Here is a 23,502-nt window from a genome sequence, read left to right as displayed (position 1 = left end):
GCGCTAAGAGGCGCGCGTCTGACGCATTCAAATACGAATTTGATGAATAATGGACGTTGCCAACCACCAACGCCCTTTCGAATTTGTGAATGTCTCAACGGCCCGGAGAAGTGGCTGAGTGGTTGAAAGCACCGCACTCGAAATGCGGCATACTCGCAAGGGTATCGGGGGTTCGAATCCCTCCTTCTCCGCCAGTTACTAATATATGATCCAAGTGGTTGATTATATTAGATTGTTGGAAGCGGCTTGGATAGCTGCCCCCAGGGCTCGATATCGGCATCGACCGGCGCAGTCCGGTCTCCTTGGCCCTTTTCGAAGCTTATGGCGCATTGGCCTATTCTTCAGCCGTCCATGACGTGACAGTCGACCCGGGCGGCCAATCTCCAGAACCAGCCGCGTGAAGGTGGCGCTGCGCGAGGTGCAACAGTCAGCCGGGTGGGCAGTTCGCCCACCCTACGGGCGCTCCCGCCTTAAATCACGCCCAGCATCCGCATAGCTTCCGCCACGCGTACGAAGCCGGCGATGTTGGCGCCCAGCACATAGTCGCCCGGCGCGCCATATTCCTCGGCCGTCTGGTGGCAGGTGTCATGGATGTTGCGCATGATCGTAGCCAGCCGCGCCTCGGTCTGCTCGAAGGTCCAACTGTCGCGGCTGGCATTCTGCTGCATCTCCAGCGCCGAGGTGGCGACGCCACCGGCGTTCGCGGCCTTGCCCGGCGCGAACAGAACCCCTGCCTCCTGGAATACCTTCACCGCCTCGGGCGTGCAGGGCATGTTCGCGCCCTCACCCACCGCCATGACGCCGTTCTTCACCAACGCCCGCGCATCCTTGCCCGAAAGCTCGTTCTGGGTGGCGGACGGCATGGCGACCTGACAGGGCACGTCCCAGACGCTACCCTTGTCGGCTGGGATAAAATGCACCCCCGCGCCCCGGCGGCGGGCATATTCGGAAATCCGCTCGCGCCGGACATCCTTGATCTCCTTGAGCAAGCCAAGGTCGATCCCCGCCTCGTCCACGACATGGCCGCTGGAATCTGAACAGGAGATCACCTTGCCGCCGAAGCTCTGCACCTTCTCGATCGTGTAGATGGCCACGTTGCCTGAGCCCGAAACGACGACCCTCTTTCCCTCGAACGCGGTTTTCTTCGTCGCCAGCATAGCCTGAACAAAATAGGTGTTGCCGTAGCCCGTAGCCTCGGTTCTGGCGCGCGACCCGCCATAGGCCAGCGCCTTGCCGGTGAATACGCCCGCCTCGTAGCGATTGTTCAGCCGCTTGTACTGGCCGAACATATAGCCGATCTCGCGGCCGCCCACGCCTATGTCGCCCGCCGGCACATCGGTCTGCTCACCCAGATGGCGGTGCAGCTCAGTCATCAGCGACTGGCAGAAGCGCATGATCTCGCCATCGGACTTGCCCTTGGGATCGAAGTCCGAACCGCCCTTGCCACCGCCGATGGGCATCCCCGTCAGCGCGTTCTTGAAGGTCTGCTCGAAGCCCAGGAACTTGATGATGCCCACATTCACCGACGGATGGAACCGCATGCCACCCTTGTAGGGGCCAAGCGCCGAGTTGAACTGTACCCGGAAGCCCCGATTGATCTGCACCCGACCCTTGTCGTCGACCCAGGGAATGCGGAATATGATCTGCCGCTCCGGCTCGCAGATGCGCTCGATCAGCGCAAGGTCGAGGTATTGCGGATGCTTCGCCACCACGCGGCCCAGGCTTTCCAGAACCTCGTGCACGGCTTGGTGGAATTCCGGCTCACCGGCATTGCGCCGCGTCACTTCGGCCAGGATAGGCTGAAGCTTTTCATCAATCGTGTTCATCGCTGCACTTTCGGGACGTTAGACAAGAATGCTTCGGGACAAGAATGCTTTGGGCAGGGCCACCCCCTTCGCTAGATCAATTTTCAGGCAGATTGAATGGCCTTTCAGTACTTTGTTGTGCAAAATAAGACTTGACCTGCCAGTTTGCCCGATCCCGCGACAGTGGCCTCTGCGGGCAATTTGAAAACCTTCACAAAGGCTCACATCCATCTGGCAATTCGCATAGATTGCAGTCATCCCGACATGGAGGTCACCTTCCCGCTGAGGCGGATCTTCTTCAGCGCCTGTCATTCTTTAAACCTATCCGCTTCATGAGGTTTTTTTCTTGAATAGAGACGTTCGTTAAAGCGTTAACTGCGGTACGGTTTACCCGGTCCCCCATCACCGGCTCGGGTGTCGAGCGCGAGCGCGATCTGGGGTGTGCAGGGTAGCGGGGACGCCACAGCCGTTTCCACCTGACCCTGCGCGCGCCGCAGCAATGCGACCGTCGCCAGAACGACCAGAAGAGCGCCTGCATAGGCAAACAGGCCGGAAGGGCCTTGTCGGCTCATGAACAGGCTGGCCATAAACGGCCCAATTGCCGCCCCGAGACCGTTGAGAAGCAAGAGGCCCCGCGCCGCGGCCAACATCTCACCGACCTGGAGCCTGTCGTTGGCATGAGCCACGCAAAGCGTGTAGAGCGGAATGCCGAAGCCTCCAAACAGAAAACCAAGGGTGAGCAGGACTGGAAGCCCGGCCGTGCCGACCAGAACGAAGCCAGCTGCGGCGGCCGCGGCCGCCAAAGCCGCGCCCGCAATGACCAACCGGCGCGGGGCATGATCGGACAGCCAGCCCAGTGGCCATTGCAAAACCAGCGCGCCCGCCAGAACAGACGCCATGAAGATGGAGATGCCAGCCGTATCGAGGCCGTTCTGCTGCGCGAAATTTGGACCCATGCCCCAGAAGGCGCTGAGCGCAAGACCAGACAGGAAGGCGCCGAGTGTGCCGAGAGGCGATAGCGTCAGCATTCGATACAATGACAGCCGCTCTTGCTGCGGAATCGTCGGCGGACGGCTGGGCAAAAGTGTGATCGGCGTCAATGCAAGAGAGAGCAGGATGGATACGACAAGGAACAACACGATCCCATCCGGCGATGATAGGTTCAGCAATCCTTGGCCGAGCGCCCAAACGCCCATCGTGACGACACCATAGAGCGAGAGCAATCGGCCACGCGTCGCCGTGACCGCATGGGCGTTGAGCCAGCTCTCCACCACAAGGATCAGCCCCGCATAGGTGAAACCTGTTACCGCACGCAGTAGCGTCCATACCAGCGGGTTTATGAAGAGCAGATGTAGCAGGGCAGTCACCGAGGCGACCGACGCGAAGCCGGCGAAAGCGCGGATATGACCCGTCGAAACGATGATGCGCGACAGCAGGACGGAACCAAGAGCGTAGCCAGCGAAGTACACCGACATCATGATGCCGATCGTCTCACCAGCAAAATTTTCGTTGCCAGCGCGTACAACCAGCAGCGTTCCCAATAGTCCATTGCCGAGCACCAGCAGGCCGACGCTGGCAAGCAGCGCGGCGATCGGCGCAATCGAGAGACGAACGTCCTTCACGGAAATCCTCGCGGCTTCACGATCGGATCACTCCCAACCCGTGTGCCGATGGGTCAGAACCGGCTCGCCGGTAGCTGCCTCAATCGCGCCAATAGTTGTTGGCGGCTGCCACTGTTTGGAAATGGGTGGCGATCACGTGGGAGGATGCAATCAACTGAGCGGTATCCTGTTCATAGGCAGCACGTAGCTTGTCGCGCAGTTCGGCCGAGGGTTGGGTGACCTTGACGCCGATGCGGGCAAGCTTCGTGGCGAGCTCGAAGCCCTCCTGAGGCGTCGCGGTCTTCAGCGTAGGAAGCCAGGTTTCAGCCATGAAATGTTCCTTTCCAATTCTGCATTGCCTGTTTGAAGATTTGTATCGGACTACGCGAGCCTGAATTTCATACCACTTGAATTCACGCCGCTGTATTGCGCGTTAGGATGTAGGTGGCAGCGCCGGACAGCGCTAGCGCCTGGACGATGATGATGACCGGATCCACGGCGAGTGCAAGCGAAACGGCAAGCGACAATACCATTGCGAGCGTGCTCGTAGTCTTGCCCCCGCGGCTGATGGCGCGGTTGGTTCGCCAGTCGCGGATTGCCTTGCCGAAAGTCGGGTTGCGCAGCAACCAGATATGCAGGGCGGGCGATGATCTGGCAAAGCAGAAAGCCGCCAGCAGCACGAACGGCGTAGTGGGCAATAACGGCAACACCACACCAAGCCCGCCCAGCGCCAGACTCGCCAAGCCAGAAATCAGCCAGACAATACGCATGTCGCCGTTTGCGCCCGTCCGTTTCTACGCCACACTTTCCACAACCGCGAAGCGGGGGAACAGGACGTTATTTTCCAGATGGATGTGCTCCATCAAATCTTCAGCAAACTGAGCCGTGCCGACGTAGAGCGCCTGCCAGGAGCGACAGGCGCCCTCTGGTAGGGTAAAATCGTCGGTCAGGCTTTCAAGCAGGCGAAGCTGTGTCCCCTGCCCGTCATGCTCGTGACGCAGCTCGTCTATCGAGATGTCAAGCTTGATGGCGCCTTGTTGCCGCATCGCGGGAAACAGCGTCTCTTCCTCTCTGGCCATGTGCACTTCCAGATCGCGGTGCATCTGCCGGAGCGCATCGGAAAGACCGGTCGGCACCATCGGGTGCTCACGATGAACCGCTTCAACTTTATGCGAAAGGGCAATGAGCTCCGGCAGCGCACGGCGATGGGCTTCGTGATAACGGGTCTGGATATGGCTGATCAGCTCATCGCTTTTCATGGCAGCCGGTGCGGCCGCAGGATTGGCGTGATCCAAAGCTTGCAGCGCCAGTATAAGTTTGTCCGGATCAGCGCCGCGTGTCTGCGCCGCGTCATCGAGGGTAAGGTCACCATTACAGCAGAAATCGATCTTGAACTTGCGGAAGACGCCGGTCGCTCCAGGTAAGGTCGCAGCGATGTCGCCTACAGTGCGTTCCCCCAATTTCTGTCCTGTGATCTCGAGGCTCATGACAAAACTCCATGTTTAAAGTCGGTAAAAAGAAGCCGGCACGACCATTTCAGGTCGTGCCGGCGGGCGCGGGCACACCTGCGAAGGGTGTCAGGTGCGCATGGCCACGCGCTTCCAGCGAATGGAGAAAACGCCAGACGAAGAACAACGTCGCCAGGAGCAGACCCGGATAGCCGACGCCGCCCATGACATATGGCAGCAGCGCGCTGCCCTGCCGCACGGTGTCGAGGTTGAAGGACAATAGGCCGAGCGTGATGACGCCACCGAAGAACCACATGGCGAGCAGCCATATGCCGGTTTCCCAACCGCTCAGCGGCCGACCCCAACCTGCAGCGACAGGATAGCTGGCTTCGCCCGGTGCCGCAGGCTCCTCGCGCAGGCCGAGCGTCAGCAGGTCATAAGTCAACAGCCCCACGCCTGCCGTGAAAACGATGCCGAACAGTGGCACCATGGCCTTGGCGAACAGCATTGCGGGCGCTACATCGCCGCCGAACCAGTCCAGCCCCAGAGTGCGATAGACATACACTTGCACGGTGCCGCCGATGGCGAAGGCGAAGCCTAGTCCCAATATGCCGGTGAAGACCAGCCAGAAGGCCAGTTTGCCCAGCCTCTGGTCGAAGTTCGCCGCGCCGCGCATGATCGGGATAGCATAGTAGGCAGCCGCCAGACCAAGCATCCCAAATGTGCCAAACAGAGCCAGATGCGCGTGCGATACCGTCACCCAAGTGCCGTGCGACCACACATTGGTGAGCGCAAACGTCATGGTGAAGCCGAGGATACCCGCGCCGACTTGCTCGAGCACCACTGAGCCGAGCAGGAAAGCGAAGGCCGGCATGTTGAGGATCGGCTTCCCGTCCTGATGGGCGTCAAGATAGATGTGCCAGAAGCAGAAGATCAGCGGCAGCGGCTCCAGCGCACTAAACAGCGAACCCCAGAACTGCCAGAATTCTGGCGTGCCGATCCAGAAATAGTGGTGCGCATTGCCAATGAGGCCGGACAGCCAAACCAGCGAGACACCCCAGAATACGGCGTAGCCGACCGACTTCACGTCAGCCTTGAACAAGAGCACCAGGAGGAAGCCGACCAGCGAGATGTGGATAACCTCCCACACGCCCTCGACCCAGTAGTGGACGACGTACCAGCGGAAATATTCCTGCACGTCCAGTCTCTCGACGAAGAACATGCCGAACACCCACACCAGCGTCAGCGCCAGCACGCCGAGCCCGAGGCCCCAATGGATTTCGTTCCATTGCGAGACTGGCGGGAAGGTGCGCAGCACCACATAGCAAAGGATGGCGAAACCGACGAGGATGAACACATCGGCGACGCGACCGGCTTCCAGATATTCCAGCCCTTCCTGCAACATGGGCTGGCCCATCCACCAGCCGGCGATACCTTTCTGCGCCAGTATCTGGGTGCACAGGTTCCACGCGACGATTGCCAGAAGCGCATAGAACAAAAACTTGATCAGCCACGGTGCGGCCAACTCACGCTTCGACAAAAGCGGACCGACAAACAGGATGGTGCCGATGAAACCGCACAATATCCAGAAGATCGCCAGGTTGAGATGCTGGGTGCGGATGACGTTGAAGTTCAGCGTTCCGGCCAGCAGCGCCGGATCGATATGCTGGGCCGACAACAGGAGGCCAAAGGCTGTCTGGAAGAAGAACAGCACCAGCATGACCACGAAGAAGCGCAGGGAAAGACGTTGTGTCTGGTATTCGATCCTGAACATGGCTCACTTCCCCCCAAGGCTGCGGATGTAGGTAACGACGTCGGCGATCTGGTCCGCATCGAGCAGTTCGGCGAAGGATGGCATGACTCCCGGCTCGTAACCCTCGACGAGCTTGGCGTCAGGCTTCAGTATCTTTTCGGTCAGATAGGCATCGTCGACGACTACGCTGGAGCCGTCGGCGAGCTTCACGGTCGAGCCGTAGAGCCCAGCCCAGCCGGGACCGACGAGTTTTTCCGTCGTCGGCGCATGGCAAGCGGTGCAGCCGTTCGCCTCGGCCAGTTCGGCGCCATGCGCCGCCGCAGATACCGGCGCTGCGATCGACGTTTCCGCCGGGGCAAGCGCCGCCTCCTGCACGGCAACAGGCATTGGCGTCGCAGCCGGGAATGTCAGTCCGTTCACCTTGGGCACCGGCGGCCAGCCTTCGGTGTTCATGGCGGAGGTGTATTTGAGGAAAGCGATCAGCTCATAGACCTCCTGCCTGCTGAACGGCAGGTTCGGCATATGGGACGACTGCCCGCCACGCCGCGCGATGCGCTCGGCGGCTGCCGGATATTTTTCGAGATAGGCTTCGATGGTTTCGACGCCGGACTCAGTCGCGACGGCCTTGTCCTGCAATTGCAGCTTCACCGCGCCGTTGGTCGGCCAACTTCCGGCGGACGGCAGGAAAGCTGCGAGCCAAGCCGGCCCGGTGTGCTCGTAGAGATTTGTGAGATCCGGTCCTAGATAGGCGCCGTTGCCGACGATGGTGTGGCAACCCATGCAATTATAGGCTTGGAACACACGTTTGCCGGCGACGGCATCAAGGCCGGCATATTCGATCGCCGAAGGAACCGCCTGCCCGCGAGAATCGAGAAAAGAAACTGCCGATAGCGCCACGAAAATGAGCGCCATCAGACCAAGGACAGCGAGCGCACGCCGGCGCTTCACACCCTCGTAGCAAAGTTCGCCCGGCTTGCAACTCATGACGCGTCCTCCGTGCCGGTGGTTTCACCACAGCTGCAAGTTGGCTGTTTCTCGCGTTCCAGCGCGTCATGCTCAAACAGCGTGCGCAAACTATCGAGGAAGGCATAAAAGACGTAGACAGCGAGGATGAACCCCACGATGAAGTAAGCGAGCCACATGGAGCGCGATTCCGCCCAATAGCCGAAATCACGCCAATAGGGCCAAGACAACGCAAGGCTTGCGCCGCTGGCCACAACCGCTATCGATAGCCGGATGATGTGCTGTGCAGACATTTCCCCCTCCACGCGAAAGTTGCCCGGCTACTGGACAGCGCTGCAATGCGATCCAGATCGCCGGATGCACGTCCTCAACGGCGTGCATGACAAAATGGACAAGCACGCCAGAAATAGGTATTCAGAATGTCAATTCATAACTGCATTAATTCGCATTGTAAATGCTGATTAAGGGACCCTTATGCGACTTGCCGCCTTTACCGACTACGGATTGCGCGTGCTGATGCGGCTCGCCGGTACGCCGGGCGAGCCGTTGACCACCGCAGGGATCGCTGAGGAATTCCAGATCCCCTACAACCATCTCACCAAGGTCGTGCTGGATTTGTCTCGTGGCGGCTTCGTTACGACCCAGCGCGGTGCCGGCGGCGGCATCCGGCTGGCGCGCTCGGCTAATGCGATCACGCTGGGCGAGGTCGTTCGCCACCTGGAAAGCCGATATGACATGGTGGAGTGTTTCCGGGCGGACGGTGGCGCCTGCCTGCTCAACCCGCTCTGCCGGCTGAAGCCGCAACTGGTTGCAGCGCGTGAAGCCTTCCTTATCGAGCTCGACAAGACCAGCCTCGCCGATTGTGCCTATCCCGGATCCGCGACGAGCAAGCCCTCACGTGTGGCGATATGATCGGGAGGTAGTCGGTTAATCTTTCGGGAAGCTGGGGAACAAGAACTTTCCAACGCCGCTCGGTCGGTTAAAACCGGCAAATAATGTGAAGGTCCGTGCCGCGAACGGCTCGACAACCTCGCCGTTCAGCTTGACCAGCCGGTCGAACAGCCAAGGCTCGGGATCGCCGAAACTCAGCCGCTTGACCGTAACTGGTGAGGATCCATCCTGCGTGGATCAAGGGGTTACGATGTTGAACCAATATTCGAAATTGTCGAACAAGCCGAGGAATTGTGGCAAAGTCTCCTGATTGCCTTCCATCTTGATGTCGCCGGACTGGATCTTCTGTTCGATCGTCGCAGTGCCAAGCTGGACATCGTCGAGCGCGACCTTGGTCAAGGTCGCCGTGGCGTCCGCATCAGTCACCTGTTTTTCGGTGTAATTCAGCACCGAGTTTTCGACGGTGACCGTGTACTTCTTGCCGATATCGGTGAAGTTGATGTTAAGCGTGAGCTTCTTGCCCTCCGCCTTTTCGGCATTCAAGCGGACGCCGAGGAAGTCGAATAGCATCTCGGGGTCCATCGCCCGGATTGCGTCAGGGCTGGCGCTGCTCGGCGCCTTGATATTGGGAACGCCGTTGCGCAGTTCGAAAGCGCCCTGGAGGTAGACTGAACGCCAAGGCCCGGATTCGGCCTGATAGCCAAGCTGTTCGTAGGTCCTGGCAAGCATTGCCTTGCCTGCTTCGCTGTCCGGATTGGCGAAGACCACATGCTTCAGCGCAGTGGCTATCCACCGATATTCGCCTTTGTCGAAGTCGGCTTGCGCCTTTTTCAAGATCGCATCCTCGCCGCCCATATACTCGACATATTTCTTCGCGGCGTCGACCGGCGGTAGGTTGTTGAGATCGGAGGGGTTGGCATCGTACCAGCCCATGTAGCGTTGATACACGGCGCGGGCGTTGTGACGCAAAGTGCCGTAGTAACCGCGACCGCTCCACAGGCTTTCGAGACTTGCCGGGAGCTTGATAACCTCCGAGATCTCCTCGCCGTTGTATCCCTGATTCATGAGATTGACGGAGCGGTCGTGGATGAACTTGTAGAGATCGCGCTGCCTTTTCAGATAGTCGATGATGTTATCCTGGCCCCATTTTGGCGTATGATGGCTCTGGAACTTCACGTCGACCTTGTCACCGTAGAGCTCGATCGTCTGGTTGATATATTTCGCCCAGTTCAAGGCATCGCGCACCTGCGCGCCGCGCAGCGTCAGGATATTGTGCATCGTGTTGGTGGTGTTCTCGGCCATCCACATCGCCTTGAACTTCGGCAGGTAGATGTTCATCTCAGATGGTGCCTCTGTGCCGGGCGTCATCTGGAACACCATCTCGACGCCGTCGACGGTGAGGGTCTGTCCCGTCTCGGTAATCGTTTCGGTTGGGGCGATCAGTGTGAATGTGCCGAGTGGATTGGTGAGACCCAGGCCCGCACCGACGCTTCCTTCTTCGTTCCTAGGGAGGAAGACGCCGTACATGTAGGTGGCGCGGCGGCTCATCGCGTTCCCGGCGATCACACCTTCGCTGACCGCATGTTGCATGAAGCCTTCCGGCGCGATGATGGGTACTTTGCCGGACTTCACATCCTCCTCGGAGACGACGCCCTTGACGCCGCCGTAGTGATCGCCATGCGAGTGGCTGTACATGACGCCGACGACCGGCAGCTTGCCGAACTGCTCGCTGACCAGATCATAGGCCGCCTTCGCAGTCTCGGACGCACTGCCCACATCGAAGATGATCCAGCCTGTGTCACCACGGATGAAGGTGATGTTGGCGAGGTCATAGCCGCGGACCTGATAGATGCCATCGACCACTTCGTAGAGCCCATACTGAACGTTAAGTTGGGCGTTGCGCCAAAGGCTCGGATTGACGGTATCCGGCGCGGGGTTCTCGATCGCGATGAACTTCTTGTAGCTTTCAAGATCCCAGACGACGTCGCCATTGTCCTTCTTGATGATTAGCGTCTCGGGCTTTCTCAGCAGGCCGCGCTGCGCGTCCTCGAAATCCTGCCTATCATTGAATGGCAGTGCTTCGAGCACCGCCTTGTTCGAGGCCTTTGTTGCCTCTGTTGCAGGATCTGCAAAGGCGAACCCACCCGAAAGAGGCAGACCGAACGCGAGCAGACTGCTGGTAAGCAAGAGGCGAGAATACTTGCGAGACCTTGTCGATTTTCTTGATGAAAATGTGCCAACGATGTTGTTGTCATGGATGGTCATACGCTGCGCCCCCCCGAGCATGCTGGATCAATTTCTCTCAATACATCCGCAAAGGGGGGACCGTCCTCAATAGGTGCAATCTTGCAAAGCAATTGTGCCAGGGGTCTTTTTGACCCCGATTGCAAGCGGCGGGCTCTCTCGGGACATCTGATCAAAATTGTAGCTTCCATGGAGCGCCTCGCAGGGCGTCTTTCCATTGAAACCACCGTGTGCTACGGCGAAGTTACAGGCGCGCGCCTGCAACTATTTTTCTATTTGAAATCAATCAATTAAAGCTTATCTGGGCGTGATGGCCTGCAGCCTATAGTTGCATCACTTGCGCTGGCGTACAATGTAAGATTGAAGGCGGTTTCGATGCCTTCGGCGACGTGCGAGGTCAATCCGGTAAGGTGCCAAATCCCAATCAATCAGACCCGGAATTTGGCAGCCCGATGGTGGCAATCCGTCGCAATCATGGCCTGTGCCAATCGACGTGCTTTGCGCCTTCCGAACTCAGAGTACGGGCGCTTGCCAGCAAACTACGCTATGTCCCCCTGCAAGATTAGAAGTTCGCGATTTGAGGCTTGGAGGGCGTGGCTGAGAGCGAGCTGATACGCAGGATCGTCGTAGCAAGTCTTTGCTGCATCGTATGAAGGAAACTCGACAACGACCACGCGACGGGTATCGCGCGCTTCCATCAGCAACGACCGAGTGCTGTCAGGTTTGACTTTGGCCTGGTACTTCTCGGCAATCGGTTTCCACAGCCTGACATATTCGTCTTGAGCGCTCTGATCCAGGATTTCGGTTCCTAGAATTAGCCAGTAGCCCTTCATATTTCGCGCTCCACTTGGCTTGTTGATCGATCCAGCGGACATCGGCCGAAGAATGCACTTGCGCCTGATGGTCGAGCTTTTGCTTCATTCCAGGAATTCGGATTCCCAAGGGTATGTCGAGATCGGTTCGATGCCATCCGAGGTCACCAGCACCTGCTGTTCAAGCTTTACGCCGTCTCGCTCTCCGACCCCGCCCATGTAGCTTTCGATGCACACGACCATGCCTTCCTGAATTACACCGTCATACGGATTGGGCCCGCGGTAGATCGGATTCACTCGAGGGTACTCGTCCGTCATGCCGACGCCGTGCAGCACGCAGCAATATGCATTCTCCTTGTATTGATCGGGCGTCTTCCAGGCGCGTTCCTGGATTTCGCTGAGCGTTACGCCCGGTCGAACCAGCTTCGAATTATATTCGATCTCTTCCAGAGCGAGTCGGTAAAGTTGCTTCTGCCGACTGCTGGGCTTTCCGGGCCCGCAAAAAAACGTCCTGGATATGTCGGCGAAATAGCCGAACGGCCCGACCATGTCAGTGTCGAAGGCCACCAGGTCGCCCGCTTCGACCTTTTTGTCGGTCGCTTCCTGCAGCCATGGATTGACGCGGTGTCCGGAAGCAAGCATGCGGCCGTTGTGCCAGTCGCCACTGTTGGCGAGGTTGGTGTAGTTCAGCAGGCCCCAGAGCTGAACCTCAGACACGCCGGGGCGCAGTGCGGCCTTCACTTGGGCGATCCCGTGTTCGGCGACCTCAACGGCCCATTTGATGCACAATATCTCGTCGGGAGATTTGATGATGCGCGCTTCCTCGGCCACGGCGACACCATCTATGACCTCCAGCCCGCGTTGCAGAAGCGCCTGCGTCAAGCTTGGGTTGACGTACTCAATTGCGACGCGCCGGTTATCGGTGCCTATCTCAGCAAGGAAATCGCAGACGTCCTGCGCGATCAGCCGCGCGTTCTCGGGTAGCTCCGTACCGCCGTCGAAATAGGTATTTTGCCGACCGACGCGGACATCATCGGCACCCGGCGGGTTGCCATAGACATTGTAGGCGACGATCGGCCCTTCGGCTGGAAAGAACGCATACGTCGTGTGCGCATGGGCCTGCCAAAGTGGGTAGGTCCGATAGTCGAGCGCATATCGCAGGCTGATTGGATTCACGAGCATGACCATCGCCGCGCCATGCTGCCGCAGCGACGCCCGCATGCATTCAGTCCGGTATGCATAGAGCCGGGCATGATCGACATCGGGAAGCGGTCGGATACGAGAGAGGTCGCTCCAATCGTCGTTCAGGATATGCGCATCTGGGCTGGTCACGAATGACTCCTTGCTACCGTACTGACTATTCTCACGCGCGTGGCGGATCACATGCAGAGGATTGACGACTGCGAACTCCACTGTGGCGCCCCGTTCCTTTGTCTCGCGACGCAGACGTGCGGTATCACTCCATCATTTCCAGATAGTGGTTCAGGACCGGGCGCACCGCACCTTCGGCGCGTGGATTGAGCGGCCCAGGCACGAAGGTGCGTGAAAGCACTCCTTTGTAGTTGCGCTCGCACAGTTCCTTGTCTTCCAGATTGGTGGCGCGCCAGACCTCCGTCACACGGTCGGCCTCATAGTCGACGCCTTCGACGGCATCCTTGCGAACATACCAGATCGTGGTCCACTGCACTTCGTTCACTGAGAGCGGGTTCATGACGTGAATGATCGCGTGGTCTACGTGGAACAGGACACGCGTCAATACGGGTAGCAACCCAAGCCCTTCTGCCACTTCAAGCTGAAGGTTCGCATCCTCGGCGTGACGGCCAAGCGGCTTGCTGACGAGATCGCCGGTCATCGAAACGGTTACAAAACCTTTTCTCAAAGGCTCGCCGCCAAGGAAACAGGCTCCACCCCACGTGGCGGTCTGGTCGAACGACGATTGGATATCGAACGCGATGCCGAGTTCAGGATGAGAGCCGGCGCAATGATAGCATTCGAGATAGTTTTCCAGGAGCGTCTTCCAGTTGCCGCGCACGACGAGCTGATCGCGGCGAATTTCCCTGATATTTTCCGGCTCCAGCTTGAGCAGTCCTGCCGGTGGCTCGCCAAGCGCTTCGACTAGCGTTTGCTCTGGTTTTGGCGACAGGTTGATGAAGATCATTCCCGCCCACACTTCGGCTGAGGCCGATTTCAGGGCCAGCTTGTCGTAATCAATGCATTCGACATCAGGCATCATCGGCGCACGCTTCAGCCCACCGTCCAGTGCATAACTCCACTGGTGGTAAGGGCAGACGAAGAGCTTGACGTTGCCGCTCTCCGCCTTGGTCAACTGCGAGCCGCGATGGCGGCAGACATTGTGATGCGCCCTGACGATTTCGGCGCTCTCGCGCACGATGATGAGGCTTTCGCCCGCGAAGGTGTGGAGAAAGTAATCGCCGACATTGGGTATCTGCGAGACATGGCCCGCAAACGTCCATTGCTTGAAGAAAACCTTCTCGATCTCCCGCTCGAAGATCTCCGGCGAAACATAATATTCCCGCGTGAGCGTCGTATCGGTGGCACGAGGAACCGGGGCGCGTTTCGGTCTTTCCATATTGTTCATGACGATACCCTTTCGGAAGAAACGGCGTTCGACCTTTGGTTTGGCGCCGCCCAGATTCGCGACAGATCGAACTCGACCTGCTGCAACAAATTGAGAGGCAACTCGCCGCGAGCCAACACCTTGCGCGCCAACATGTGATCACGCGAAGCATTGATCGTATCGAGAGCGATGATCCGTCCGTCGCGATGGTGCCAGATCGAATGGCTATTTTCTCTGGAGCGAATGATCGAGCCCTCCGCGCCTGTCGCGAGTCCGACCGACTGCAGCCTCAGATCGTATTGATCGCTCCAGAACCATGGCAACGGGTCGTACTCGGCATCAAGCCCGCAGATGCGACGGGCGACCGTCTCTGCTTGATCGGACGCGTTCTGAACGGACTCGAGCCGAACAAATGTTCCATCCCGAGGGAAGGTCGCGCAATCGCCGATCGCATAAATCCGGTCGTCCGCGGTCAAGCAGTGCGTGTCGGTGACTATCCCGCGGTCGATGGCGAGTCCCGCGGCTTCGGCCAAATCGATGTTCGGCACCGCTCCGATTGCGCAAAGCACGATGTCAGCCGTCAACCGGTCGCCGCCACTCAACTCCAAGTTGAATTTACCCGCCGCTTTGCTCACACGCGTGACTGTTGTCTCCAGCAGGAACGATACGCCATGGCTTTCGTGAACGTGCTGGATAATGCCTGCCAGCTCGCTGCCAGCCACGCGGGCGAGAACGCGGGTCGCGGCCTCCACAACGGTGACTTCCTTGCCGAGCAACGCGCATGAGGCGGCGACTTCAAGACCGACATAGCCAGCGCCTATGACGACGATGCTCCGGGCAGCGCGGAGATCTGCCTTGAGACGAAGTGCGTCGTCGATGTTCCTTAGCACATGGACTCCACCGCCACTCTCATCCACCCCGATCGGCAACTTGCGTGGCAAAGCCCCGGTCGCCAGCACAAGAACGGAATACTCAACTGAGCTTCCGGACGCCAAGGTAATGGTTCGACGGTCCGTATCCAGTTTTGCGGCACCATCACCGAGATGAAGATCTATTCCGCTTGCGGCGAGTTGCTCGGGGCGTCGGAAATATAACTCGGCGGGATTGATCTCCTCGCTCAGAAACTTCTTGGAAAGTGGCGGCCGATTGTAGGGTGGATGCGTCTCGTCGCCTACGAGGGTGACACGCCCCTGATAGTGATGCCTGGCTAGGCTGGATAGCAGCGCGCTCGCAGCGTGGCCCGTTCCGACGACGACAAGTTTTTCCACCGCCGCAACCCTTCCGACCTCATTCGCGTATCAACCCAACAAGCAGAAGATACCGCTTAGTATTAAATCTGTCTATTCGTTTTTTTAAACATACTAAATAGTCAAATTTCGACTTACGGCGTCATGCATCGCGCCCTTCGCGGCAGTGAACGGGCTACGCGCTGAAATCGGGCTTATTCGAATTCCAGACTTTGCGAGCGCGCGCGAACTCGTCGGCAAAGTGACCCGTCGGCTTCATATAGTAGCCTTGTCGTGCGATGAAGTAGCCGCCCTTCTGCTTCAGATCCGCCAAGCCCTCAGCCATTTTGAGGGCCATCAGGTTGGGATTGATGATTGGCACCTCGGATGGCTCGCCGCCGTCCATCAGGTATTCCTGGTAGATCGCAGCGATGATCGTGCAACCCATGATAACGGTTTCAGCACCGAACCGGTTCGCCGCCTCCCTTGAAAGCTTGACGACGTCTCGAGCGACGGCAGCACGGTCGTTGATCATGTCCTTCACGAACCAATCGATAGCATCCACCCCGCGCACAGAATTGCCTTGGCCGTTGCGTTGCGCTTCGTCGTAAAGGTATGGCACCGCCTTGCGATGGTCCGTTAGCACCATGGTCGAATGGCCATAATAGGCGGCCATCTGGAACGATGCTTCGAGGGGGCCTATCACTGGAATGTCCACGAGTTCGCGAGCGACGCGGACGCCGGGATCGTAGAGGCATCCGACGATCACCGCGTCATAGCCCTGCTCCTCAGACACCATGACGCTCTCGTATAGCGACTGCTCTATCATGTGTTTGGAGTAGAAGAAGTCGATGTCGGGCGGGCACGCATCGAGATGGGTAACCTCCATCACGGTGTCGGCGGCACAGAAATGACCGAGCGTCTTCTTGATCAGCTCGTCATACACTGATGAACCGAACGGATTGATGAAGTTTATACGTCGCGACATAGTCGGCCTCTCTGGAAACTGAACGCGCTTCGCAATTTCAGACGGAACACAGCACCCTCGTCCCCTCAGTCCGGACGGCATAGGTTTTCAAAGCGCAGTCCGCGGGCCCGCGTTCGACCCGGCCGGTTTTTACGTCGAACAACGCACCGTGCAGAGGACATTCGATCGTCCCGTTTTCGAGCCATCCTTCCGACAGGAGCGCGAACTCGTGCGTGCAGACGTTATCGGTGGCAAAAAGTCCGTCCTCCAGACGATAGATGACGATCCTGTTCGCATCATGCTGGAACTCGTACATGCCGCCTTCGTCGATGTCGTCGATGCTGCACACATCAATCCACGTGGTGTCAGCCTGCTCCATATCCTCACCTCCGGGTAACCTCATGCGCGGGCGAGGCCATCGCGACACGTGTGGCTTTACAACTGTCGAACTAGACGCACCGTCAGAAATCAGATCGCATCCGCAAGTGACTGCAGATACCATTCCGTGAAGCGAACCGTCTTTTCTTCGATCGGCAGCGCGTAGGGTCCGGGCTTGTAGAACCGGGATGAAACCCCGAGCTGGTTTTCTTCGACGATTTTCTTGTCGGCCGCTGCTGTGACCTTCCACATCCATGTCAGGTCGTCGAGATTGTAGTCCTTGCCCTCGACCGCGTCCCCGCGCACAAGCCAGACAACGGCAAGTTCCGTTTCCGAAACCGAGCGCGGCGTGTACCGGAAAATAGCGCCGTAATCGCCATAGCTCAGGCAATGGTTCATTGGCCCGACATAGCAGACCGCCATGCCGTTATCATATTGCTTGAATTCGCCCATCAAGGGACCCAGCGGTGAACCGTCCTTGCTGGCCGTGCATGCGTTCGCACTCATCGGATAGCGTTCGGAATAGGCCTGCTCCTGCCCCTCAAGTGCTGCAAGCGCCCAATGGTCGCGTGTCTCGACGCGTATACCCTGCGCATCGGCCTTCGCGTTCATCTGGGCAATGAGCTTCTTTTCGCTCGCGGTCGATTGCCCATGAACGACCGAAAACTCCGGGTGGGAGGGCGCGCAATGGTAACATTCGACCTGATTTTCCAGAGCCAATTTCCAGTTGGCAGAAAACACGATACTCGATTGATGCGCGACTTTCGCATCTGCCCACCCATAAACACCGAGCGTGGCATTGATGTTGGCCTCGCAATCATCAAACCCGAGCGGGTCGTCCGACAAGCTGACAAAGATAAGACCTTGAACAACTTTGGTCGCGATAGGCGTTAGCCCGTAGCTGGCCTTATCGAAATCCCGCGGCATCATGCGTGCATGTGCCAGCGAGCCATCGAGGCCATAGGACCATGCGTGGTATGGGCAGACGAGCACGCCGCCGCGTGCATGTCCGGACGTTTCGCATATGCGCGAGCCGCGATGGCGACAGACATTGGCGAAAGACCTGATCTCATTGTCAGCGCCGCGCACGACGATGACCGACTCGCGATCGTAGTGAAAGACAATGTAATCACCGACATTGGGAATGGCGGTGACGTGGTTGACGCACTGCCAGTGCGGCATAAGCACTCGATCAATGTCGAGGCGATAAATCTCGTCGGAAAGGTGGAATTCCGGCCGGAGGCTGAAATCTTTGCGCTGCTGGCGCAACAGCGCTTCGACAAATGTTCTGGTGCCTCCCTCTACCGGGTCACCGTTCTCTACTTTGGCGATTTCGTTCATTGACTTGCCTCCAGATTGGACGTTCTCGCTAAAACAGCGACGTCCGCGCCCGAATACGCGGTGAAAGAGCACCTGAACGCGCCAGGTGCTCCCGTTGCCTGTGTCTACTTGACGAACCGCGGCTCGCCCACATCACCCATCTTGGGATCGTAGCCCGCATCTGTAAGCCACTTGGCAAGCGAACCGTCCTCGTGGACCTTGGTGACGGTTTCGTCGAGCGCCTCGCCAAGACCCTTGTTGCCAAATGTATAGAGGATCGTGCTTTGTGGCGGCTGGACCGTGTCAGGTATGCGCTCGTCTGATTTCACGAGTGCAGTTTTGAAACCAACCAAGCGCCCGCCCTTCATAGCTTCGACAGGAGCCACGGATCCGTCCAAGGCCACATCGAGGCGACCGGCTTCAAGATCTGTGTACATGGCAAGGCCATCAGGATAGAGCTTCAAGTTGGTGCCGAAGACCTTTTGGAGCGTACCATTCCAGGTATAACCCTGGACCGTACCGACGCTCTTTCCCATCATGCCATCGACCGTGTCGACTCCATCCTTCGAAATCGATGTCATGGGATCGATGTAGGTGGGAAGCGTTACGCCCAACACCTTGCTTCTTTCTTCCGAACGGTACCAGGCACCCACGGCGACATCCGCCTTGCCGGAAATAACTGACTGGACGACAGCCGCCGGTGCAAGATTCAGCGGAACCACTTCCAGGCAGTTTGCCTTGGCAGTGAGCTTGATCATCTCATCGTCAATGCCGGAGGCCTTGTTGTCGGACGTTATCATCGTAAACGGTGGATAGTTGTAGATAGCCATTGTGAGCTTGCCGGGCGTCACCGTCTTGAATTCGTGCGCAGGCTTGCAATCTTGGGCATAAGCCCCTGTCGATACCGCAATAAGGGCGGCAGAGGCGAGAAGTCTAAGCTTGGCCATTGGTTGGATCTCCCATTACAGTTTATGTTTATCCCGGTGTCGTTCTTGCTTCGGCTACAGAGCGTGTTTGCCTAGCCGTTGCTCCAGCACTCCAACCGCTATGGTCGCTGGTACACAGATAGCGGCATAGAGAATCCCTGCGAGTGAAAGTATTTCCATGTAACGAAACGTAATCGTTCCGATCATATATGCGTTGCTGGTCAGCTCAGGCAGCGCGATAGCAAAGCAAAGCGACGTGGCCTGAAGTACTGCAACGGCAAAACCGAGCAACGCTGGCGCGGCAACTCTTAAGCCTTGGGGAATTATCACAAACCGCAGTGTATCCCGCGGGAGCATCCCCATAGCCGAGGCCGCTTCGATCTCTCCGAACGGCACGGACTCGAGCCCCGCACGAATGATTTCACTGGTGTAAGCGCCGGTGTTCCACGCCAGGGCAAAGACAGCCGCAGCAAATGCCGACAGCGTCAGGCCACCCTGCGGCAACCCAAAATACGCGAACTGCAGCACGACGAGCGCAGGCGCGCCGCGGCCTATCTCAACAAGGCAAAGACTGGGCAGTTTTACGGCCTTGACCTTGGACTGCACGCCAAGAGCAAGCAGCAGACCCAGCGGGAAGCCGATCGCCAGAGCGGCACCGGTGACCTGCAGGCTGATAGAAAGTCCGGCCAGCAACTGTGGCAAGCTGTCGAGCCAGAAAGCAGCGATATCGCTCATAGCGCGACCCTCGCTCTTAGCTTCTGATCAGCAAAGCGCGCCAATGCAGCAATAGGCAGGCTGATCATAATATAGAACAGCGCCGCTATCCCAAATACAGTCAAACCTTGGTAGGTAGATTTCGCGATATAGTTGGCGTTGAAAGATATGTCGGTAACGCCAATGGTTGAGGCGATTGCAGATTCCTTCAACAACCCCACGGCATAACTTGCCGCCGACGGAAGGGAAACCCTGATAAGCTGCGGGGCGATGATATCGATGTAGGTGCTGTAAGAGGGTAAAGCGAGCGCTTCTGACGCATCCCACTGACCGAAATGGATTGCACTCAGCGCACCCCGGTAGATTTCTGCCATATTCGCTGCGGTGATCAGCCCCAGACCCAGAACCGCGCCCTGGAATGCCGAAATCGGCAAGAAACCCGATCCGAGTCCAAAGAAGAAAAAGAACACCAACAGAAGCGGCGGAATGGACCGGAAGAGGATGATGTATGCAAGCCCGATGAAGCGAAGCGGCGGAAGTTTGGACATACGCATCGCACACAGTGGCAGCCCCAAAGCGGCGCCAATCAGGAAGGCGGCAGCAGTCACTGCAAGGGTCCAAGGGATCCCCAACGCCACGCCGTGGATCATATCGGCGCTCACCGGTCTTTCACCGCTTTGAGGAAGCGCTTTGCCCGGTCGGACGTGGGATTTCTTATGACCTCCCTGCTTGCGCCTTCCTCGATAATCTTACCATCAGCCATGATGATCACACGGTCGGAGACCGTTTCCGCAAAGTTCATTTCGTGAGTAACGACCAGCATGGTCATGCCCGAGCGCGCCAGTTCCTGCATGACTGCGAGGACCTCGAGGCCGAGTTCGGGATCGAGCGCAGAGGTGGGCTCGTCGAAAAGCATGATCTGAGGCTCAAGCGCGAGAGCGCGGGCAATCGCGATACGCTGCTGTTGGCCACCCGAGCACCTGGCCGGATACTGGTCCGCCTTGTCTTCCAGACCGACCCGCGCCAGCAGTTCCAGAGATCGTTTGTTGGCATCCTTGCGGGACCGGCCAAGAACGCGTTCTTGAGGAAGGCTGACATTCCGCAAAACCGACATATGCGGAAACAGATTGAAGGACTGAAACACCATTCCGACTGAGCGTCGCAACTGGGTCAGCTGTTGTGCGGTTGGCGGGACAGCCTCGTCGATGACGAGGTCACCGATGACAACGCGACCGCTGGTCGCGGGCCCGAGCATGTTGACGCAGCGCAGCAAGGTGCTCTTGCCGGAACCGCTCGGCCCGATAATCGCGACCACCTCGCCCGATTTGAGCGAGATGTTCACATCGTCGAGAACGACATGCTCGCCGAACTTCTTTCGGATCGCCTCGAGCCGCAAGATCGGCTTGTCGGGTTCTCCGACCGGGTGCATTCGAGACAGATTTACGGTGTCTGGGATGTGGTTCATAACTTGGCCTGATATCCGTCGGACATCTTATTTGACCCGAGAGTATGTAAAAAATTCCGATCAGTCAACAGAATTGCTCGGGAAATCCATAGGCCCTTGAAGCAGAACGAAAAGTTGAGGCTGGCCTGACATAAAGCCCGCGTTACGCTGCAAGCATTCCACTTCGAGACTGGAGAAATGCAAGGGTGCGCAGCCAATCTGCAATCCCGGAAACATTGCGCCGCAGATGCTGCGACAGCCCGGCGACTTTCATCGGCATTGGCCGACGAAAGATATCCCTAGAGCCCCATTAAGACCCGGATTTTTCGACCCAAGGCAGGAATTCATTGACGCGCGGGTCAGAATTTCTATAAGTTCGACGATATGCACGACGGATGATTTGCTATGTTCAGCAATCGCGTCGGCGGGACAGATCGATGGGTGAGCTGCTATGAATCTGACACTGCGGGAAGAACTGAAGGCGAAAAAGCAGGCCTACGTGCAAGATGAGATCCTTGCAACTGCGGCCAAACTCTTCGCTGACGGCGGCATCAGAGGTGTCACTATTGACGATATCGCCTCCAGCCTTGGGTACACCAAGTCTGTCGTCTACTACTATTTCAAAAACAAGAATCAGGTGTTGTGGGAGATATTCACCAAGATCCATGACGCATGGTGGGCGGATATGGAAACGCTCGTCGATACCGACGATGCTCCAGATGCGATGCTCGCCTCCATGATCCGCAAGCATGCTCTCAACGTACTGGATCGCGCGGCCTGGTCGGCAATCTATTTCCGCGACCAAGGTGAACTAACGGACGCGCAGCAGAAGGTTATTACCAAGCGCAAGAGGGAATATGACCAGCTGTTCAAGCAGGTCTACCAAAAAGGTGTCGAGCAGGGCATTTTTCAGGACATTCCTACGACGCTTGTCGTGAACAGCATTATCGGCATCTGCAACTCTACCCCTGCCTGGTACAAGTCGGGTGGCCCGCTGACACCTGACAGGATCGCAGACTACTATGCCAGCCTCGTCCTGGACGGATGCCGCGTACCGGCCAACTCATAGGCTCTACGAAGGCGGAGGCCGTCGATCCCGCCATGGCGCGATGCCCTCCAGGTTGGAGGACAATCGCAGAAGCGTCGCCTCCGCGCCAAACCGACCGATAAGCTGTACTCCGATTGGCAAATTCCCATCGGTCCAATGGAGCGGCACATTTGCGGCGGGTTGGCCCGATGCGTTGATGACAGCAAGGAAGGTCGTGTAGCGACCTGCTTTCCTGCGGAACGACCTGAAATCATTGTCCATGGAAATTTCGCCGAGCTTGACGGGTGGCTGGGTCAGCGTTGGCGTCAAAATGACATCGCAGGCAGCGATATAAGTCTCCATCAGGCGGGCAACCGAATGAAAGCGGTTGATCGCCAAGGCGTACGTCTCCGCTTGCATGGCCTCGCCCAAGCGATAGGCATCGAGGATGGCTGGCTCGAGAAGGGCCGGCAGATGCTTCGGACCGACAAGTCGGAGATAGCCATTGACCGTCATGGTCACGCTTGCGGCCATCACGTCGATGATCGCATCCACGAATGCGTCGTATTTCAACGGAGGAAGCGGTGCGTCGATCACCTCGTGACCCAGAGCCAGGAGATGACGCTCGGCAGCGGCAACCGCATCGAGGCATTCAGGCGCAACATCGATGTCGTTCCAGCTGTGCGTCCACTTCGCAATCCTGAGCGGGCGATCGAATTCACCTTCGATGAACCTCAGATATGATGCAGGGCGCGCCGGCGCCGCATAAGGCTGGCCGAGTTCCATGCCGGCTATCCCATCGAGTGCGGCTGCGGTGTCACGAACCGTGCGCGACAAAACGCCATCGACAGCCAGGCCTCTCCATCCTTCACCGAGGGCGGGGCCATACGGTATGAGACCGCGAGAAGGCTTCAGCCCGAAGACGCCGCAGCATGATGCTGGAATACGTATGGAACCGCCGCCATCGCTTCCATGCGCGATCGGCACGACGCCCAACGCGACGGCGGCCGCGGCGCCGCCACTCGATCCGCCGGCCGAACGCGTACGGTCCCAAGGGTTGAGTGTCGGCCCTCCGTTCTGTACGGCTTCGGTGGTTGGCGCCATGCAGAATTCCGGGACGGTCGTTCTCGCGAATGAAAGAAAGCCATCGGCGACGAAGCGGGTATTGAGCGTGGAATCTATCTTCGCCTTCAGGCCGGCAAACAGGCGCGATCCCACATCGGAGGCAAGTTGTGTCGAGGCCAGCCCGGAGTCCTTGAGAAGGAACGGCACGGCACCGAATGTGCCCTTCAGCTTAGCCTCTGCAGCCAGTCTGTGATTTTTCGTGGAATGAGGACCCTGCTTAAGGGGTGATTTTCGTCCAAACGGGACCCCTTAACGTGGGGTCATCAAGATGCTTCCGGTT

24 protein-coding genes and 1 tRNA gene are annotated in these 23,502 nt (G+C 58.2%); 3 read left to right on the top strand and 22 right to left on the bottom strand.

Annotated features, from left to right (window positions below; genetic code table 11):
- The first annotated feature begins 104 nt into the window (after nt 1-104).
- Nucleotides 105-194: transfer RNA gene (locus tag DY251_RS08655), tRNA-Ser, on the top strand.
- Nucleotides 195-470: 276 nt separating this feature from the next.
- Here the strand turns inward: DY251_RS08655 and gdhA are convergent.
- From gdhA to DY251_RS08615, 9 genes are all read right to left on the bottom strand, one after another.
- Entirely contained in the window at nt 471-1,826 is a 1,356-nt protein-coding gene (gene gdhA, locus DY251_RS08650; RefSeq protein WP_116623498.1) for an NADP-specific glutamate dehydrogenase, read from the bottom strand.
- 18 nt (nt 1,827-1,844) lie between these two features.
- Entirely contained in the window at nt 1,845-2,117 is a 273-nt protein-coding gene (locus tag DY251_RS21255) for a hypothetical protein (protein ID WP_137113607.1), read from the bottom strand.
- A gap of 59 nt (nt 2,118-2,176) precedes the next feature.
- The gene (locus DY251_RS08645) at nt 2,177-3,427 is read right to left on the bottom strand and encodes an MFS transporter (RefSeq protein WP_245415906.1); all 1,251 of its coding nucleotides are present in this window, start codon (nt 3,425-3,427) and stop codon (nt 2,177-2,179) included.
- 79 nt (nt 3,428-3,506) lie between these two features.
- Nucleotides 3,507-3,737, bottom strand: a complete 231-nt coding sequence (locus DY251_RS08640; protein ID WP_116623496.1) for a hexameric tyrosine-coordinated heme protein — start codon at nt 3,735-3,737, stop codon at nt 3,507-3,509.
- A gap of 82 nt (nt 3,738-3,819) precedes the next feature.
- The gene (locus tag DY251_RS08635; RefSeq protein ID WP_116623495.1) at nt 3,820-4,176 is read right to left on the bottom strand and encodes a YbaN family protein; all 357 of its coding nucleotides are present in this window, start codon (nt 4,174-4,176) and stop codon (nt 3,820-3,822) included.
- A 24-nt stretch (nt 4,177-4,200) separates the two neighbouring features.
- Nucleotides 4,201-4,893 (bottom strand): iron-sulfur cluster repair di-iron protein, encoded by a 693-nt coding sequence (gene ric / locus DY251_RS08630; protein ID WP_116623494.1) that lies wholly within the window; start codon nt 4,891-4,893, stop codon nt 4,201-4,203.
- A 49-nt stretch (nt 4,894-4,942) separates the two neighbouring features.
- A complete protein-coding gene (locus DY251_RS08625; protein WP_116623493.1) occupies nt 4,943-6,628 on the bottom strand; it encodes a cbb3-type cytochrome c oxidase subunit I in 1,686 nt (561 codons plus the stop codon).
- Between the two features lie 3 nt (nt 6,629-6,631).
- Complete coding sequence (locus DY251_RS08620) at nt 6,632-7,591, bottom strand: c-type cytochrome (protein ID WP_116623492.1); 960 nt, start codon at nt 7,589-7,591, stop codon at nt 6,632-6,634.
- Nucleotides 7,588-7,863, bottom strand: a complete 276-nt coding sequence (locus DY251_RS08615; RefSeq protein WP_116623491.1) for a hypothetical protein — start codon at nt 7,861-7,863, stop codon at nt 7,588-7,590. The genes DY251_RS08620 and DY251_RS08615 overlap by 4 nt, the downstream gene beginning before the upstream one ends.
- A gap of 181 nt (nt 7,864-8,044) precedes the next feature.
- Between DY251_RS08615 and DY251_RS08610 the strand changes: the two genes are divergently transcribed.
- On the top strand, nt 8,045-8,482 hold the full coding sequence (locus tag DY251_RS08610; RefSeq protein ID WP_116623490.1) for an RrF2 family transcriptional regulator: 438 nt from the start codon (nt 8,045-8,047) through the stop codon (nt 8,480-8,482).
- 216 nt (nt 8,483-8,698) lie between these two features.
- On the opposite strand, the gene DY251_RS08605 is transcribed toward DY251_RS08610, so the two are convergent.
- The 12 genes from DY251_RS08605 to DY251_RS08550 form a co-directional block, all read right to left on the bottom strand.
- Nucleotides 8,699-10,726, bottom strand: coding sequence for an alkyl/aryl-sulfatase (locus DY251_RS08605; RefSeq protein ID WP_116623489.1), 2,028 nt, complete (start codon nt 10,724-10,726; stop codon nt 8,699-8,701).
- 518 nt (nt 10,727-11,244) lie between these two features.
- Complete coding sequence (locus DY251_RS08600) at nt 11,245-11,538, bottom strand: DUF1330 domain-containing protein (RefSeq protein ID WP_116623811.1); 294 nt, start codon at nt 11,536-11,538, stop codon at nt 11,245-11,247.
- Between the two features lie 84 nt (nt 11,539-11,622).
- Nucleotides 11,623-12,849 (bottom strand): M24 family metallopeptidase, encoded by a 1,227-nt coding sequence (locus DY251_RS08595; RefSeq protein ID WP_199498809.1) that lies wholly within the window; start codon nt 12,847-12,849, stop codon nt 11,623-11,625.
- A gap of 124 nt (nt 12,850-12,973) precedes the next feature.
- A complete protein-coding gene (locus DY251_RS08590; protein WP_116623487.1) occupies nt 12,974-14,116 on the bottom strand; it encodes an aromatic ring-hydroxylating oxygenase subunit alpha in 1,143 nt (380 codons plus the stop codon).
- On the bottom strand, nt 14,113-15,363 hold the full coding sequence (locus DY251_RS08585; protein ID WP_116623486.1) for an NAD(P)/FAD-dependent oxidoreductase: 1,251 nt from the start codon (nt 15,361-15,363) through the stop codon (nt 14,113-14,115). The genes DY251_RS08590 and DY251_RS08585 overlap by 4 nt, the downstream gene beginning before the upstream one ends.
- A gap of 154 nt (nt 15,364-15,517) precedes the next feature.
- A complete protein-coding gene (locus tag DY251_RS08580; protein WP_116623485.1) occupies nt 15,518-16,309 on the bottom strand; it encodes an aspartate/glutamate racemase family protein in 792 nt (263 codons plus the stop codon).
- Between the two features lie 37 nt (nt 16,310-16,346).
- Nucleotides 16,347-16,667, bottom strand: coding sequence for a non-heme iron oxygenase ferredoxin subunit (locus tag DY251_RS08575; RefSeq protein WP_116623810.1), 321 nt, complete (start codon nt 16,665-16,667; stop codon nt 16,347-16,349).
- An 89-nt stretch (nt 16,668-16,756) separates the two neighbouring features.
- On the bottom strand, nt 16,757-18,007 hold the full coding sequence (locus DY251_RS08570; RefSeq protein ID WP_116623484.1) for an aromatic ring-hydroxylating oxygenase subunit alpha: 1,251 nt from the start codon (nt 18,005-18,007) through the stop codon (nt 16,757-16,759).
- A 104-nt stretch (nt 18,008-18,111) separates the two neighbouring features.
- A complete protein-coding gene (locus DY251_RS08565) occupies nt 18,112-18,933 on the bottom strand; it encodes a substrate-binding periplasmic protein (RefSeq protein ID WP_116623483.1) in 822 nt (273 codons plus the stop codon).
- A 54-nt stretch (nt 18,934-18,987) separates the two neighbouring features.
- Nucleotides 18,988-19,647 (bottom strand): amino acid ABC transporter permease, encoded by a 660-nt coding sequence (locus tag DY251_RS08560; RefSeq protein ID WP_116623482.1) that lies wholly within the window; start codon nt 19,645-19,647, stop codon nt 18,988-18,990.
- Nucleotides 19,644-20,288 (bottom strand): amino acid ABC transporter permease, encoded by a 645-nt coding sequence (locus tag DY251_RS08555; RefSeq protein WP_116623481.1) that lies wholly within the window; start codon nt 20,286-20,288, stop codon nt 19,644-19,646. The genes DY251_RS08560 and DY251_RS08555 overlap by 4 nt, the downstream gene beginning before the upstream one ends.
- Nucleotides 20,285-21,091, bottom strand: coding sequence for an amino acid ABC transporter ATP-binding protein (locus DY251_RS08550; RefSeq protein ID WP_116623480.1), 807 nt, complete (start codon nt 21,089-21,091; stop codon nt 20,285-20,287). Before DY251_RS08550 ends, DY251_RS08555 begins: the two co-directional genes overlap by 4 nt.
- 430 nt (nt 21,092-21,521) lie before the next feature.
- On the opposite strand from DY251_RS08550, the gene DY251_RS08545 reads away from it, so the two are divergent.
- The gene (locus DY251_RS08545; protein ID WP_116623479.1) at nt 21,522-22,139 is read left to right on the top strand and encodes a TetR/AcrR family transcriptional regulator; all 618 of its coding nucleotides are present in this window, start codon (nt 21,522-21,524) and stop codon (nt 22,137-22,139) included.
- Between the two features lie 3 nt (nt 22,140-22,142).
- Here DY251_RS08545 and DY251_RS08540 read toward each other — a convergent pair whose 3' ends face one another.
- Nucleotides 22,143-23,390, bottom strand: coding sequence for an amidase (locus tag DY251_RS08540; protein WP_281004450.1), 1,248 nt, complete (start codon nt 23,388-23,390; stop codon nt 22,143-22,145).
- Nucleotides 23,391-23,502: the final 112 nt, after the last annotated feature.

It is taken from the genome of Mesorhizobium denitrificans (genome assembly GCF_003403035.1).
Classification (GTDB): domain Bacteria; phylum Pseudomonadota; class Alphaproteobacteria; order Rhizobiales; family Rhizobiaceae; genus Mesorhizobium_G; species Mesorhizobium_G denitrificans.
This window is presented reverse-complemented; position numbering and strand designations above follow the sequence as displayed.